Below are 14,060 nucleotides of genomic sequence, written 5' to 3'. Positions count from 1 at the left end.
TGGGTGTGAGTGACGCCCTGCCTGACGATCCTGAGACGCTGAAAGCGATGCTGCTTGCCGAGCGGTGCGAGAGCGAACGACTGCGTCAGATCATCAAGGAATTGCAGCGGCATCGGTTTGGCCGGCGGGCAGAGACGCTGCCTGAAGATCAGATGCTGCTGGGCCTGGAAGACGTCGAGCAGGTCGCAGCCTACAGCGAGACAGCGCAGGACATCAGCGCACCTGAAGGCCGTGAGGCACGGGCTCGCACGCGCCGCGGCAACCGTGGCGCGTTGCCGACGCACCTGCCGCGGATCGAGGTCGTCGTCGACATCGAGGGCAAGACCTGTCCCTGTTGCCAGGGCGAGTTACACCGGATCGGCGAGGATCGAAGCGAGCGGCTGGACCTGGTCCCGGCGCAGTTCCGGATCCTCGTGACCCGGCGTCCCAAATACGCCTGCCGGGCTTGCGAGGACGGCGTCATGCAGGCGCCGGCCCCGGCCCGGCTGATCGAGGGCGGATTGCCAACCGATGCCACCGTCGCCCAGGTGCTGGTGTCCAAATATGCCGATCACCTGCCGCTCTACCGGCAGGCGCAGATTTACGCCCGCCAGGGCATTGAGCTCGATCGTTCGACGCTGGCGGACTGGGTGGGGCAAGCAGCCTTCCACCTGCGTCCGTTGCATGAGCGCCTCCTCGACAAGCTCAGGCAACGGCCAAAGCTGTTCGCAGACGAGACGACGATGCCGGTGCTCGATCCCGGCCGCGGGCGTACCAAGACCGGCCAGCTCTGGGCCTATGCGGCGGATGACCGGCCGCGGGGCGGTGCCGATCCACCGGGCGCCGCCTATGTCTATGCCCCCGATCGCAAGGCCGATCGACCGATCGCCCATCTGGCAGGCTTCAAGGGGATCCTGCAGGTCGAGGCTATGCTGGCTATGGCAAGCTGGCCGAGCGTGGCGACGTTCAGCTTGCATTCTGCTGGTCGCACAGTCGCACATGCCGCGCAACTTCTACTAACTTGCCGCCCCCGGTCCCGCGCCTATTGCGGAGGCGCTCAAGCATATCGCCGCGTTCTATGCCATCGAGAAGGACATCCGTGGTCGCAGCGCCGAGGAGCGACGTCTCGATGGACAACAGAAAAGCCGGCCGCTCGCCGACGCATTCGAAAAATGGCTGCGAACGAAACTCGGTTTGATCAGCCAAAAGGCTAAGCTGGCCGATGCCATCCGTTATGCGCTCTCACGCTGGCAAGGCCTGACGCGCTTCATCGAAGATGGCCATATCGAGCTCGACAACACTGTCGAGCGCTCGATCCGCCCGATCACGCTCAATCGGAAAAACGCATTGTTCGCAGGTTCTGACGGGGCGGTGCCCAACACTGGGCCGTCATCGCCTCCTTGATCGAAACTTGCAAGCTGAATCACATTGATCCGCTGGCCTACATCACCGATGTGCTCACCAGGATCGTCAACGGTCACCCGAACCGCCAACTCGTCAGTTTGTTGCCATGGGCCTACGGAAACGGCTAGAATCCGGCCTGAGCGAAGAAAAACGACGAGCCAACATTCTTGAGGCGCGCCAGTGAACGACAAGAACATCGTGTGGCAACAGGACGGGGTAGATCCCGGTTGGTTTACAGCCGATCACATCGGGTCGATTAGGAACAGCACGAGTTATCGCCCGGGCGGTTGGTGGTTCTTGCCTGCTTGGCTGCCCGACACGCAAGAACACGACGTTGGTCCTTTTAAAACCAAGACTGCGGCACTAGCTGAGGCGGAACGGCTGTACGCATCCGACGGGCGCCGTCTTGCGTGACGCGAGGTAATTCGCGAAGCGTGTAGCCTTAAGTCTAGCTTTAAGGTCATCAGGCGATGCGGGTCGAGGTTTTGGGCGGACTGGAGCGGCGGCGGCGCTGGTCGCAGGACGACAAGGCGCGGATTGTCGAGGAGACGTTGGTGCCGGGCGCGAAGGTGACTGAGGTTGCGCGCCGCAATGGAGTCGCAGCCAGCCTGGTGTTTACCTGGCGTCGAGAAGCACGGACATCAGAGCAGGTTGTACCATCTTTTGCGCCGGTGCAGATCGTCGCTACGGAGGTGGAGGAAGCTCCGAAGCTTTTGCCTGCGGGTGACGGCCGGGTGCGCTCCGTAGCGTCCGCGCGTACTGGATTGATCGAGATTGATCTTGGCAACCGGCGACGCATCCGGGTGGATGCGCACGTCGACCCGGAGGCGCTGGCGCGGGTCCTCGAGGTGCTTGAGCGCCGATGATCGCCATACCGGGTAATGTGCGGGTGTGGCTTGCGACCGGCCATACCGATATGCGCCGAGGCTTCCCGAGCCTTGCGCGTCTGGTTCAGGAGAGCTTGAAGCGGGATCCGCACGCTGGTGATCTTTACGTTTTTAGGGGCCGCCGCGGCGACCTGATCAAGATCATTTGGCATGATGGCCAGGGCGCATGTCTGTTCACGAAGCGGTTGGAGCGCGGCCGCTTTTTGTGGCCATCGCGGGCGGACGGCGTTGTGACGATCAGCGTTGCGCAACTATCCTATCTCCTGTCCAGAATTGACTGGCGGATGCCGCAGGCAACCTGGCGTCCGCAGGCTTCCGGTTAAGCTGTGGCTTATTGACTCACGAGGGAGATCGGTCGCGAATTTTGGCGGCGAATATGATTGAGTTGCCCTCGTGACAACGCCTTCCGATCTGCTTCCCGCCGACCTTGCCGCTGCGCACGCAATGATCCTTGCGCAGCGCGAACAACTGGCGCTGGCGAAGAGCGAAGTGACCGTCGGTCGACTGGAAATCGAGCGGCTGAAGCTGATGCTGGCCAAGGCACGGCGCGAACAGTTCGGGCAATCCTCCGAACGCGGCAAGCTGCTGGTCGAACAGCTCGATCTTGCCATCGAGGATCTCGAAGAGACGCAGGCCGAACAGGAAACCAAGGCCGAACTCGCCGCGCCAGGGGCCGCCAAGGAGAAGCGCGCGCAAAATCCACGGCCGCCGCGACGTCCGTTGCCGGACAATCTGCCGGTCGAGCGCGCCGTCGAACCCGCGCCTTGCGCATGTGGTAAGTGCGGCAGCCAGCGGCTGCACAAGCTCGGCGAGGTGGTCTCGAAGACCCTGGAATGCGAGCCGCGGCGCTGGAAGATTATCGAGCATGTCCGCGAAAAGTTCTCCTGCCGGGATTGCGAGGCGATCACAGAAGCGCCGGCACCCTCCCATCCGATCCCACGAGGCTTTGCCGGGCCGAACCTGCTGGCGACGGTGCTGGTCAACAAGTTCCTGCTGCATCAGCCATTGAACCGGCAGAGCAAGACGTATGCCCGCGAAGGGGTCGAGATAGATGTCTCGACCCTGGCGGATCGGGTCGGCGCCTGCGTGGTGGCGCTCGATCCCATTATTGAGGCGATCCGGATCCATATCATGAGCGCGGAACGCATCCACGCCGACGATAGTGTGCTGCAGAAGCACACAGAAAGGATGATCGAGATGATCTGAAAATCTGTGTGCACAAGCTGTGGCAGCGATGAGGGTAGGCCCCTCGGGATCGACTTTCAGGAGTAGGTCTCAAATCACTTCAAGCGGCTTCGCTTAAGAGGCGCGGTCGTGAGCGTTGAAGCTAAGGGTCGGGAATACCCGAACGGATAGGCGTCCGAGAGTCGAATGAAAATGAACCCGCCGATGAACCGTCGTAACGTGGAAACCGTCGTCAAAACCAGAGGTGTGTCGTCCCTCTGGGATGAGCCCGCCGGAAGCCTGAAGACCGGGCGGGCGGCGACCGGCGTTGAGGGGGCGTGAATCGGATGCAGGCGCTGCCGCGGAACTGCAGGAACCAGTCGCTCCGATGGAAAGGGAGAAGCACAAGCGGAGAAGACCGCGAGGCGAGATTACCGACGCGGAGCACTGGGACGGACCGATCCGTATTAGCGACGTAATGGGGCCGGAGCGAAGGGATCGGATCAGGTGGGCTGGCCATCGTCGCAACTGACAACAGGAGGACGACGGTGAACCAGCCGGGCAAACCGTTCAACATCGACAAGAGAGAGGTATACGAAGCATATCTGCAGGTGCGATCCAATGGTGGCGCAGCCGGTGTCGACGGAGTGACGATTGAGCAGTTCGAGTCCGACTTGAAGAGCAATCTCTACAAGATTTGGAATCGAATGAGCTCAGGCGCTTACTTCCCGCCGTCTGTTCGCGCCGTCTCCATTCCAAAGAAGAGTGGCGGCCAAAGGATCCTCGGGGTTCCCACTGTGGCAGACCGCGTGGCACAGACGGTTGTCAAACAACTGATTGAGCCGGCTCTCGACGCAATCTTTCTGGCAGATTCTTACGGCTACAGACCCGGTAAATCGGCTCTCGATGCCGTAGGCGTGACGCGACAGCGGTGCTGGAAGTACGATTGGGTTCTGGAGTTCGACATCAAGGCACTGTTCGACAATATCGACCACGAGCTTCTGCTGCGGGCCGTCCGGAAACATGTGACGTGCGCATGGGCGCTGCTCTACATTGAAAGATGGCTGACAGCGCCGATGGTGCAGGAGGATGGAACGGTAATCGAGCGAAGCCGCGGTACCCCACAAGGGGGCGTGGTGAGCCCGATCCTCGCCAACCTCTTCATGCACTATGCATTTGATCTCTGGATGGCACGGATGTTCCCCGATCTCAGGTGGTGTCGGTATGCGGATGACGGGTTGGTACATTGTCGGAATGAGATGGAGGCGCAAAGCATTCGCGAAGCGCTCCAGGCTCGGCTGGCGAAGTGCCGCCTGGAATTGCATCCTACGAAGACGAGGATCGTCTACTGCAAGGATGATCGACGCCGAGGTAAAAGCGAGACGGTCATGTTTGACTTTCTCGGTTATTGCTTCCGGCCACGATCGGTCCTGGGGCCGCATTCGCAGAAGATGTTCTGTGGGTTCACCCCAGCGGTCAGCAAACCAGCGCTGAACGCCATGCGGGCGACGGTCCGAGGCTTGAAACTTCGCAGGCGAACCGAGGTGACGCTGGACGATATTGCTCGCGAGCTAAACCCGATGGTTAGGGGGTGGATCGCTTATTATGGGCAATACACGCGCTCAGCGCTTTATCCTTTGGCCCGCTACATCAACCAGACGTTAGCTATTTGGCTGAAGCGAAAGTACAAGCGCTTCCATCACCGTTTAGGACGCGCGCGTCTCTTCCTGGAGAAGATCGCGCGTGAGAAGCGCAGGCTCTTTGTGCATTGGCAACTCGGCGATGGCGGCAAGCTTGCCTGATGGGAGCCGGGTGAGGCGAGAGTCTCGCGCCCGGTTCTGCGAGAGGCCGGAGGTGAAATCCCTCCGGCCTACTCACCCGACGGTGCCGGTGCTGACCAAGCTTAAGACGGTTACCGGCCGGATCTGGACCTATGTTCGCGATGACCGGCCGTTTGGCGGCGCGGATCCGCCGGCGGCCCTGTTCTACTACTCACGCAACCGGGCTGGAGAACATCCGCAAAGCCATCTTGCCGGCTATGTGGGCCTCATGCAGGCCGATGCCTTCGATGGATATAACCAGCTCTACAAGGCCCAAAGGAAGCCAGCTCCGATCCTTGAAGCGGCCTGTTGGAGCCACGGTCGCAGAAAGTTCTTCGACCTGGCGAAATCTGGAGAGGCGCCGATTGCCAGCGAGGCCGTGCGACGCATCGATATCCTGTTCGAGATCGAGCGCACCATCAACGGCAAAACGCCGGAACAGCGGCTTGCGGCACGTCGTGATAAGTCGAGGCCGATCGTCGCCGATCTCGAAATCTGGATGCGCCAGCAGCGAACCTTGCTCTCATCAGGCAACGGTACTGCAAAGGCGATCAACTACCTGCTCAACCGCTGGGCGGCGTTCACCCGCTTCCTGGACGATGGCCGCATCTGCCTCTCGAACAACGCTGCCGAACGAGCGCTACGCGGTGTGGCTATCGGAAGACGAAATTGGACCTTCGCCGGTTCAGATGCTGGCGGCAATCGTGCCGCCGCTGTCTATACCCTGATCGAAACCTGCAAGATGAACGACGTTGATCCGCAAGCCTGGCTCGCTGACGTGTTGGCCAGGCTTCCAGATCACCCCGTCAACAGAGTCGCCGACCTGCTCCCGTGGAATTGGAAGGCGACCCAACAGCCAAAGCGGCCGCTGCCTGAGGCGCCGCGGCAGACCGGCGCGACTAGCCGGGGTGCTGGCCGGATGCGTACGAACGGCTGGCAGCTCTCCACAAACCAAAAACATAGAGATCAGCTAACGTCTCGAACCCGTGTGTTCGGAACAGCGCTTACGTTGATCCGGTCAAATCGCTCTTCTCAAAACAAGCCGACTTCAAATTTGAACTAGGCCAAGTGCTCCCGCCGGGGTGACACGCTTCTTTGGCTTGTGGCGTTTGCGCCATAATACCGCGCTTCTAGCGGTGCCGTTAGTGCTTCGCTTCGATATTGACCTTCAAGAATGAAAATAGATCTTTTCTAGCAGCCAGAAGATCCAGGGCTTACGCGGAGGAATTCTAATCGACTGGAACGGGTCAACAGCTGCCGGTTCCACGGCGCGATATATGCGGCCATTTGTGTTTGGATTACTGTTGTCGCTTGTCGAGAAATAGAGAAAAACCCAATCATCCTTCCGGTAGGAAAACCGACCGTGCCCTATGTCTCCAATTTCGATGTCCGCGCAGTGGGCCGGCCCGAGGGGACGGCCATCCTCGGTCAGTTCAAGTCGCGATTGATGGGGTGCTTCAGCGGTATCGGCTATTGCTCGCGAAACGGATGGCTGGTAGCGCCAAGCGTAGCCGCCATAGTACTCGAACGGGCCATACATTATTGTTGGATCGGTGGGCGGTAGAGTGTCCAGATAGAGCCCGATCGGGATGTATATGACCAGCACCGCGGCGAGCGCGTGCCATTTGTTGATTTTCAGTATCCGCGTCGTCACGTCCTGAAGAGGGGGCACGGGATTTCCAGAGTGGTCCGTAGACGAAAGGCTTTGAATCGTCGGATCAAGTGCCCTGAAAATGGTCTGCCCCGAAGTTCTTCAGGCGTGTTCATGATCCGTGTCGTCATCTGAGTGCTATGCAAGCTGCGCGATAAGCCAAGTCAGATACGTTGCGCCGACCGGCGGGAAGAGCATGGCAGAGCTTTTCAGTAGAACGCCGGTGCATGTTACCCCACTGCACATTTCCCAATTAGAGAATAAAAATTGTCCTGCCGCAAATAATCCAACTCCGAAGGAAAGTGTCGCTCGCTCGTCCGTTCCTATGGTCGCGTCTGAAATGACGTCAATAGTGTCTCGGACACTATGCTCCAGGAACCACCAAGCCGGCCAAAAAAGTACGCACAAGGTCTGGCGTGCACCTAAGCGTCCTTCGTGCTTGCGGTAGAAGTGCCCCGCCGTGGCCAGTATGCCCAGCGCGTAAATAAGGAAAAATGGCGCGAGCAGCTTGAATGAAGGCATTGTTTTCCACCCCTTGAACAACAATAACTTTGGTCTATCAACACCTGCGCCGGTGGTCCCGTATCCGGCCCGGATTGCTCGTAGCACGATGCAACTTAGCGAAGCATCTCCGTGAAATTACGAGAACGGAAAAAATGGCAATTTACTCGCCCCGGTCCCGTTGAGTGGATAGCAGGCGCGGCAGTGGCGCCATCCGGGGGCGCGGCGCTGCAGCTTCCCCGTCTTCCCAAGTCTTCTCCGATCGCTTGTGCCGGGCCGCGGCAATAGACCCTATCAGCACCAGCGCGAGGCCCGCGGCGATCATGAGAGCCGGAACCATCTTCTCCCAATCAAAAAGCAGGGCACTCACTTGATAGCTATTTGGCATCATTTACGGCTTGCGCCCTCGCCTGAAGGCCGAGCAATTGAGCTTGGATCATGCTAATGCGATTGTTGACCTCTGCAATCAATTTGTAGGTTCGGTCCAACTCAATGCTCTGCTGGGCTAGCCGCTGTTGCTCAATTCGACGCAGCTCGAGTGTGGCATCTATCGCTGTCGAGCCCAATTGCCTTCGCTGCACCTCAGACAAGCCAATCGAGATGATATTAATAACGACGGCAGCAGTAACGATAGCTCGCGTAGAAATTGTCATGAACAGTTTCCTTGCCCGAGGCAGAAGATGCGCAATGACGGCAATCGAAGGCAGCAAGGCGATCAGATAGACCACAGCAGCAAAAGCGAACGGTGTGAGCCGGTCGCCACCAGCGCTGTATGACATACCGTGTAATTTTAGCGAACGACACCTCAATCAGGATCTCGCTGTGGGGGAGCCTTATCGAGTGCCCGCCGGGTACCTCCGTAGAGTTGAAACGACTCCGACAAACCCTGCTCGCGGCCCTCGCGAAAGGCAAATCGATATGTCGCCCGGACGCACAGTGCGAGGATCAAAATCGAAATTGCCGCGAGAATGAGCCAAGTCATCATGCAGGCCAGCCAATGGTAAGGCGTCGACTAACGTCGACGGCAGCTCGAACATAATAGCGGTGAAAGAGTTTTTTGAATATAAGGACTCCTATCCCTTGGCGGAGGCGGTCACTACCGTATTTTTACGGTGAATCGGTGAGCGGGAGTAAGCGTATGAGTGGGCGTGCGACTACTCGAAAAGAGTTTTATTATTGGGCATCGCTGTTGTTCAGTTTCTCTCCCCTCTGGATTCTTGTGGGACTTCTTACCTTTTTCAAATGGTGATTTCTATCTAGTCCGCAGACCCGCTGGTATGCGACCGGTGGTCTCGCTGTTGGGGAGCTCAAGTATTCGTCCGCGGTCAACCTTGGAATCCAAGTCTTCGGGTCGGATCTCGGCGGCACGACTCCGTTCGGCGCGTTCAGCTTTCCAATCGGTACGGCGGTGAGTAGCATCGATACCCGAGTCGGTTCGATCGGGCGTCGAGTGCAAGTTCTCCCGGAATTGGTCGGCGAAGCTCGAATACGCATTTCGGAAGTAAGACTTACTTCGTCGGAACCGCTGACCAGGCGGACGTCAGCTTTCCACAATCATATTCTGCGTGTCGGCTTCAACTATGCGTTCACTCCAACACCGGTTGTTGCAAATACTGAGCTGCGCAGCGCGAACTCCCTTCGATGCCCGACAATCTTGCCGGGCATTGTTGTTTCTGACCTGGCTCACACCACCTTGGCGTCCCTGAGCTTGGCAATCTCGTCGGAGCTGAAGCCGAACTCTTTCAGCACCTCGTCGGTCTGTTCGCCGAATTCCGGCGGCCGCACAACCATCTTGCTCGGCGTGCGCGACAGCGTCACGGGCTGGCCGACTAGGCGGATGGGGCGGTTTTCATCGTTCGGCACGTCTTGCGCAATGCCGAGATGCTTGACCTGCGCGTCCTCGAACATCTGGTCGATGGCATAGATCGGCCCGCAGGGCACGCCGGCCTCGTTGAGCGCGCGGACCCAGGTCTCGGTCGACTTCGTCAGGGTGCACCTCTCGATCTCGGCGTTGAGCGCGTCGCGGTTTTTTGAGCGGGCAGAGGCCGTCGCGTAGTCGGGATGGCCAAAGAGCTCCGGCGCACCGATCGCCTGCGCGCAACGCTCCCAGATCCGCCCGCCCGTGGTGGCGATGTTGATGTAGCCGTCCGAGGTCTTGAACACGCCGGTCGGGATGCTGGTCGGGTGGTTGTTGCCGGCCTGCTTGGCCACCTCTCTCTCCATCAGCCAGCGTGCGGCCTGGAAGTCGAGCATGAAGATCTGTGCCTGGAGCAGCGAGGTCTGCACCCACTGGCCCTTGCCGGAGACCTCGCGCTCGAGGAGCGCGGTGAGAATGCCCATGGCGCAGAACAGGCCCGCCGTGAGGTCGGCGACGGGAATGCCGACCCGCATCGGTCCGCCGCCGGGCGCGCCGGTCACCGACATCAGGCCGCCCATGCCCTGCGCGATCTGATCGAAGCCCGGCCGCTTGTGATAGGGGCCGTCCTGGCCGAAGCCGGAGATGCTGCCATAGACGATGCGCGGGTTGATCGCGGCGAGGCTCTCATAGTCGATGCCGAGCTTCTTCTTCACGTCGGGGCGGAAATTCTCGACCACGACGTCGGCCTTGGCGGCGAGGCGCTTGAAAACGGCGAGCCCGCGCTCGTCTTTCAGGTTCAGCGTCATGGCCCGCTTGTTGCGGTGCAGATTCTGAAAGTCGGAACCTCGCCGGGGGCCGCCCGGCTGCTCGCCACCGGCATCCTCGGTCAGCGCGTCGATCTTGATGACATTGGCGCCCCAATCCGCGAGCTGCCGCACGCAGGTCGGCCCGGAGCGGACCCGGGTCAGATCGAGCACGGTTAAGCGCGACAGGGCTTCCGAGGCATGCGGAAAGGGCATTGTGAAAGGGCTCCGGGACAGATTGCGGGCCTACCATAGCGCCGAAAGACCCTGCGGCAAGCCTGGGCCAGCGCGGATGCCGCCTGTCGAAATGCAATGGCTGGCGCGGTTTGCTGCGCTGCGTGAAGGGATCAGCGCGACAGGCGCTTCAGTTCCGAGCGCGCCTTCTCGGCCAGCGGGTCATCGCCGTAGCGCGCAATGAAAAGCTCAAAGGCCTCCCGCGTTCCTTTCCGGCGGGCGGCTTCGTATTCCTCGGCCACCGCGGCAGCAGGATCGCGGGCCATTGGCATGGTGGGTGATCGTCCCGCCTTGCCGCTGTCATCCGCATTGGCCTTCTCCACCATGACGGGCAGTCCTCCGAAGGGCGTGTGATTGAATCCGGCGAGCGCCGCAAGGGCGCCAAACAGGCCGGCCGCGAGTGAAGATCGTTTCATGAAACCCTTCAAATTACCGGCGCCGCGGGAACCGAGGTTCTTGCTTGCGCCTCGTATGAGTACGGGGTTTGATAGCTAACAGCGCAATTATGGCAGAGGTCCGGGCGCTCTCGCCGCATTTAAACCAAACGTTCAACTCTCTAGCTAGAATCATCTGTTAACGCCTCGCATCGGATGGGCTTGCTGCTTCGGAGTTTCCCTTTGGCTACCGCTGTCACGGTCACCAAGACCAACGACGCCGACATAGACGGCCTGCTGTCGGGCTACAAATGGTCGGGCCCGATAACCTATAGTTTCCCGGATTCGCCCAGCGACTACGCCAATCCGTACGCTGGCGGCAGCAGCGAGCCGACCACGTCGGGCTTTGCCTCGGCGCCGACCCAAATGCAGGCTGCGATCAACTACGCCATTGGATTGATCAACGGCTACGCCAACGCCAACATCCAATACGCGGGCACGAACGGCGCCGACATCATGATCGCGCAATCGCCGTCGGCTAACCCGACTTCCTACGCCTACTACCCCGGCAATTATGCGTCCGGCGGCGACATCTGGTTCGGGACCCAATACAATTACTCGCTCGCCAAGCTTGGCAACTACTATTTCACGACCGCGCTCCACGAACTCGGCCACGCCGTTGGTCTCAAGCACAGCCAGGAGACCGGCGGAGTTGCCAACGTGGCCGTGCCGAGCGCACATGACGACAGCGAATACACTGTCATGAGCTATCGCAGCTATGTCGGGGCGTCCGCGACGAGCGGCTACACCAATGAGGCCTATGGATATCCGCAGACCTTTATGGCCAACGATATCCTCGCGCTCCAGACGATGTACGGCGCGAACTTCACGACCCAGAGCAGCAACACTGTCTACACCTGGAATCCGACCACGGGGCAGGAGTTCATCAACGGTGTCGGGCAGCTCGCGCCCGGCGGGGGCGTCGGCGGCTCGGCCAACCGGATCTACGAGACTGTGTGGGACGGCGGCGGCGTCGACACCTACGATCTGTCGAACTACACGACGAACCTGAGCATCAACCTCAACCCCGGTGCGTCGTCGGTATTCTCCTCCGTTCAACTGGCCTATCTCGGCGATGGCCATTACGCATCGGGCAACGTCTACAACGCCTATCTCTATAACGGCGACGCGCGTTCCTACATCGACAATGCCAACGGCGGGTCCGGCAACGACATGATCTTGGGCAACGCAATTGGCAACGTCCTGAACGGCGGCTCGGGCAACGATACGATCACCGGCGGCGGCGGCAACGACACCATCTTCGGCGGCTCCGGCACCGACACCGCTGTGTATTTGGGCAACAGGGCGAACTACACAGTTAGCTACAACGCAAGTTCGCAGACCTTCACGATAAGCGACCAGCGCGCCGGTTCACCGGAGGGCATTGATAACGTCACTGGCGTTGAGTATTTCCAGTTTGCCGATCGCACGATCGCGGCCTCCTCGGTGCTCCCGCCGATCGTCATCGAAGCCGCCGGCTCGACCAAACTGGACCAGATCGGCAGCAACTATTTTCTCGATGCCGTCAGCGGCGGTACGGGCCCATCAGTCAAATATGCCGGGGCGCCTTTTGATGCATCCACTCAGGTCGGAGCCTGGACGCCGATCGGGGCGGAGCAGACGGCAAACGGATATCAGATTGCGTGGAAGGTGATCGGTTCGGATCAGTACTTGGTCTGGAACGCCGACAGCAACGGCAACTATGTCTCCTCTGCGACCGCGGTTGTCTCAGGAAGCAGTGCAATCCTTGAAGCATTTGAGAGCAGCTTCCATCAGGACCTCAACGCCGACGGCGTGAGCGGCATACCTGCGGCGAGCGTAACCGTGGTCGAAGCCGCTGGTTCGACCAAACTGGACCAGATCGGCAGCTACTATTTTCTCAATGCCGTCAGCGGCGGTACGGGCCCATCAGTCAAATATGCCGGGACGCCTTTTGATGCATCCACTCAGGTCGGAGCCTGGACGCCGATCGGGGCGGAGCAGACGGCAAACGGATATCAGATTGCGTGGAAGGTGATCGGTTCGGATCAGTACTTGGTCTGGAACGCCGACAGCAACGGCAACTATGTCTCCTCTGCGACCGCGGTTGTCTCAGGAAGCAGTGCAATCCTTGAAGCATTTGAGAGCAGCTTCCATCAGGACCTCAACGCCGACGGCGTGAGCGGCATACCTGCGGCGAGCGTAACCGTGGTCGAAGCCGCTGGTTCGACCAAACTGGACCAGATCGGCAGCTACTATTTTCTCGATGCCGTCAGCGGCGGTACGGGCCCATCAGTCAAATATGCCGGGACGCCTTTTGATGCAGCCACTCAGGTCGGAGCCTGGACGCCGATCGGGGCGGAGCAGACGGCAAACGGATACCAGATTGCGTGGAAGGTGATCGGTTCGGATCAGTACTTGGTCTGGAACGCCGACAGCAACGGCAACTATGTCTCCTCTGCGACCGCGGTTGTCTCAGGAAGCAGTACAATCCTTGAAGCATTTGAGAGCAGCTTCCATCAGGACCTCAACGCCGACGGCGTGAGCGGCATACCTGCGGCGAGCGTAACCGTGGTCGAAGCCGCCGGCTCGACCAAACTGGACCAGATCGGCAGCAACTATTTTCTCGATGCCGTCAGCGGCGGTACGGGCCCATCAGTCAAATATGCCGGGGCGCCTTTTGATGCATCCACTCAGGTCGGAGCCTGGACGCCGACCGGGGCGGAGCAGACGGCAAACGGATATGAAATTGCTTGGAAAGTTTCGGGCGCCGATCGGCATACCGTTTGGAACACGGACAGCAGCGGCAACGCCATCTCGGATACTATTGGTGTTGCTGTAACCGTCCAGACATCGGTGCCTCCATGTCCTGCATCGCAAGGGGCCTGGATCGCAGCTAGCAATGATAGTTTCGTATTTCACCGGGACATCGATGGGGGCGGTGTAGTGAATGCCGGAAGCGCGGAAATTGTCGCACCTGATGGATTTTCTTTGGTTACTACCTGTAAACAGCTGATGGAGCTCTTGCACGAAACGCCGAGCGATCAATCCCACGCCATGTCTGAGTTAGGGAGCGATTTTCATGATGCCGTCATGGGGCGGGATACAACCAACGTACGTATGGCCGACCTGAACACGGGCTACTTCGTTGTCCATTAGGCTGTGTGGACAGTTGCCTTAGCCAGAGCGGAGCGGTAGCGATCGTTAAGATGGCGAAGTAATTTCGAGCGGTTTTTCGTAGCGCGTTGCGACGCGCCTGAACCGCTGCAGTTTTGAGAAGCAGCGTTCGATCACGTGACGCTCGGCATGGAGAGGCTTGTTGAACGGATGTTTGATTGCCCATGAG

11 protein-coding genes and 2 pseudogenes are annotated in these 14,060 nt (G+C 59.7%); 8 read left to right on the top strand and 5 right to left on the bottom strand.

Annotated features, from left to right (window positions below; translation table 11 throughout):
* Positions 1-47 precede the first annotated feature (47 nt).
* The 7 genes and pseudogenes from XI02_RS30030 to XI02_RS30005 form a co-directional block, all read left to right on the top strand.
* Positions 48-1,511: pseudogene (locus XI02_RS30030) on the top strand (IS66 family transposase).
* 52 nt (positions 1,512-1,563) lie between these two features.
* Positions 1,564-1,797: a hypothetical protein gene (locus XI02_RS44900; protein ID WP_210339748.1), complete on the top strand. Its 234-nt coding sequence runs from the start codon at positions 1,564-1,566 to the stop codon at positions 1,795-1,797.
* A gap of 56 nt (positions 1,798-1,853) precedes the next feature.
* The gene (locus XI02_RS30025) at positions 1,854-2,249 is read left to right on the top strand and encodes a transposase (RefSeq protein ID WP_172647603.1); all 396 of its coding nucleotides are present in this window, start codon (positions 1,854-1,856) and stop codon (positions 2,247-2,249) included.
* Positions 2,246-2,593, top strand: coding sequence for an IS66 family insertion sequence element accessory protein TnpB (tnpB, locus tag XI02_RS30020; protein ID WP_172647604.1), 348 nt, complete (start codon positions 2,246-2,248; stop codon positions 2,591-2,593). Before XI02_RS30025 ends, tnpB begins: the two co-directional genes overlap by 4 nt.
* A 70-nt stretch (positions 2,594-2,663) precedes the next feature.
* Complete coding sequence (locus tag XI02_RS30015; RefSeq protein WP_244981083.1) at positions 2,664-3,476, top strand: transposase; 813 nt, start codon at positions 2,664-2,666, stop codon at positions 3,474-3,476.
* A 506-nt stretch (positions 3,477-3,982) separates the two neighbouring features.
* Positions 3,983-5,236: a group II intron reverse transcriptase/maturase gene (gene ltrA / locus XI02_RS30010; RefSeq protein ID WP_194483241.1), complete on the top strand. Its 1,254-nt coding sequence runs from the start codon at positions 3,983-3,985 to the stop codon at positions 5,234-5,236.
* 79 nt (positions 5,237-5,315) lie between these two features.
* A pseudogene (locus XI02_RS30005) lies at positions 5,316-6,101 on the top strand (IS66 family transposase); the annotation flags it as partial.
* A gap of 321 nt (positions 6,102-6,422) precedes the next feature.
* Here the strand turns inward: XI02_RS30005 and XI02_RS30000 are convergent.
* The 5 genes from XI02_RS30000 to XI02_RS29980 form a co-directional block, all read right to left on the bottom strand.
* Entirely contained in the window at positions 6,423-6,926 is a 504-nt protein-coding gene (locus tag XI02_RS30000) for a hypothetical protein (RefSeq protein ID WP_172647608.1), read from the bottom strand.
* A gap of 117 nt (positions 6,927-7,043) precedes the next feature.
* Positions 7,044-7,427 carry a hypothetical protein gene (locus tag XI02_RS29995; RefSeq protein WP_172647609.1) on the bottom strand — a complete coding sequence of 128 codons (384 nt, stop codon included), beginning with the start codon at positions 7,425-7,427 and terminating at the stop codon, positions 7,044-7,046.
* Between the two features lie 356 nt (positions 7,428-7,783).
* Positions 7,784-8,185: a hypothetical protein gene (locus XI02_RS29990; protein ID WP_028337722.1), complete on the bottom strand. Its 402-nt coding sequence runs from the start codon at positions 8,183-8,185 to the stop codon at positions 7,784-7,786.
* Positions 8,186-9,089: 904 nt separating this feature from the next.
* Positions 9,090-10,283 (bottom strand): CaiB/BaiF CoA-transferase family protein, encoded by a 1,194-nt coding sequence (locus XI02_RS29985; protein ID WP_172647610.1) that lies wholly within the window; start codon positions 10,281-10,283, stop codon positions 9,090-9,092.
* A gap of 131 nt (positions 10,284-10,414) precedes the next feature.
* Positions 10,415-10,717 (bottom strand): hypothetical protein, encoded by a 303-nt coding sequence (locus XI02_RS29980; protein ID WP_172649138.1) that lies wholly within the window; start codon positions 10,715-10,717, stop codon positions 10,415-10,417.
* Between the two features lie 201 nt (positions 10,718-10,918).
* Between XI02_RS29980 and XI02_RS29975 the strand changes: the two genes are divergently transcribed.
* Positions 10,919-13,873: a M10 family metallopeptidase C-terminal domain-containing protein gene (locus XI02_RS29975; protein ID WP_245163959.1), complete on the top strand. Its 2,955-nt coding sequence runs from the start codon at positions 10,919-10,921 to the stop codon at positions 13,871-13,873.
* Positions 13,874-14,060 lie beyond the last annotated feature (187 nt).

Origin of the sequence: Bradyrhizobium sp. CCBAU 21365 (assembly GCF_015291305.1) — a bacterium.
Taxonomy (GTDB): Bacteria; Pseudomonadota; Alphaproteobacteria; order Rhizobiales; family Xanthobacteraceae; genus Bradyrhizobium; species Bradyrhizobium elkanii.
This window is presented reverse-complemented; position numbering and strand designations above follow the sequence as displayed.

Excerpts from the sequence above, each read along its gene's own strand:
- XI02_RS29995 (WP_172647609.1), bottom strand. The coding sequence starts at position 7,427 with ATGCCTTCATTCAAGCTGCTCGCGCCATTTTTCCTTATTTACGCGCTG.
- XI02_RS29980 (WP_172649138.1), bottom strand. The coding sequence starts at position 10,717 with ATGAAACGATCTTCACTCGCGGCCGGCCTGTTTGGCGCCCTTGCGGCG.
- XI02_RS30025 (WP_172647603.1), top strand. The coding sequence starts at position 1,854 with ATGCGGGTCGAGGTTTTGGGCGGACTGGAGCGGCGGCGGCGCTGGTCG.
- XI02_RS29990 (WP_028337722.1), bottom strand. The coding sequence starts at position 8,185 with ATGTCATACAGCGCTGGTGGCGACCGGCTCACACCGTTCGCTTTTGCT.
- tnpB (WP_172647604.1), top strand. The coding sequence starts at position 2,246 with ATGATCGCCATACCGGGTAATGTGCGGGTGTGGCTTGCGACCGGCCAT.
- XI02_RS29985 (WP_172647610.1), bottom strand. The coding sequence starts at position 10,283 with ATGCCCTTTCCGCATGCCTCGGAAGCCCTGTCGCGCTTAACCGTGCTC.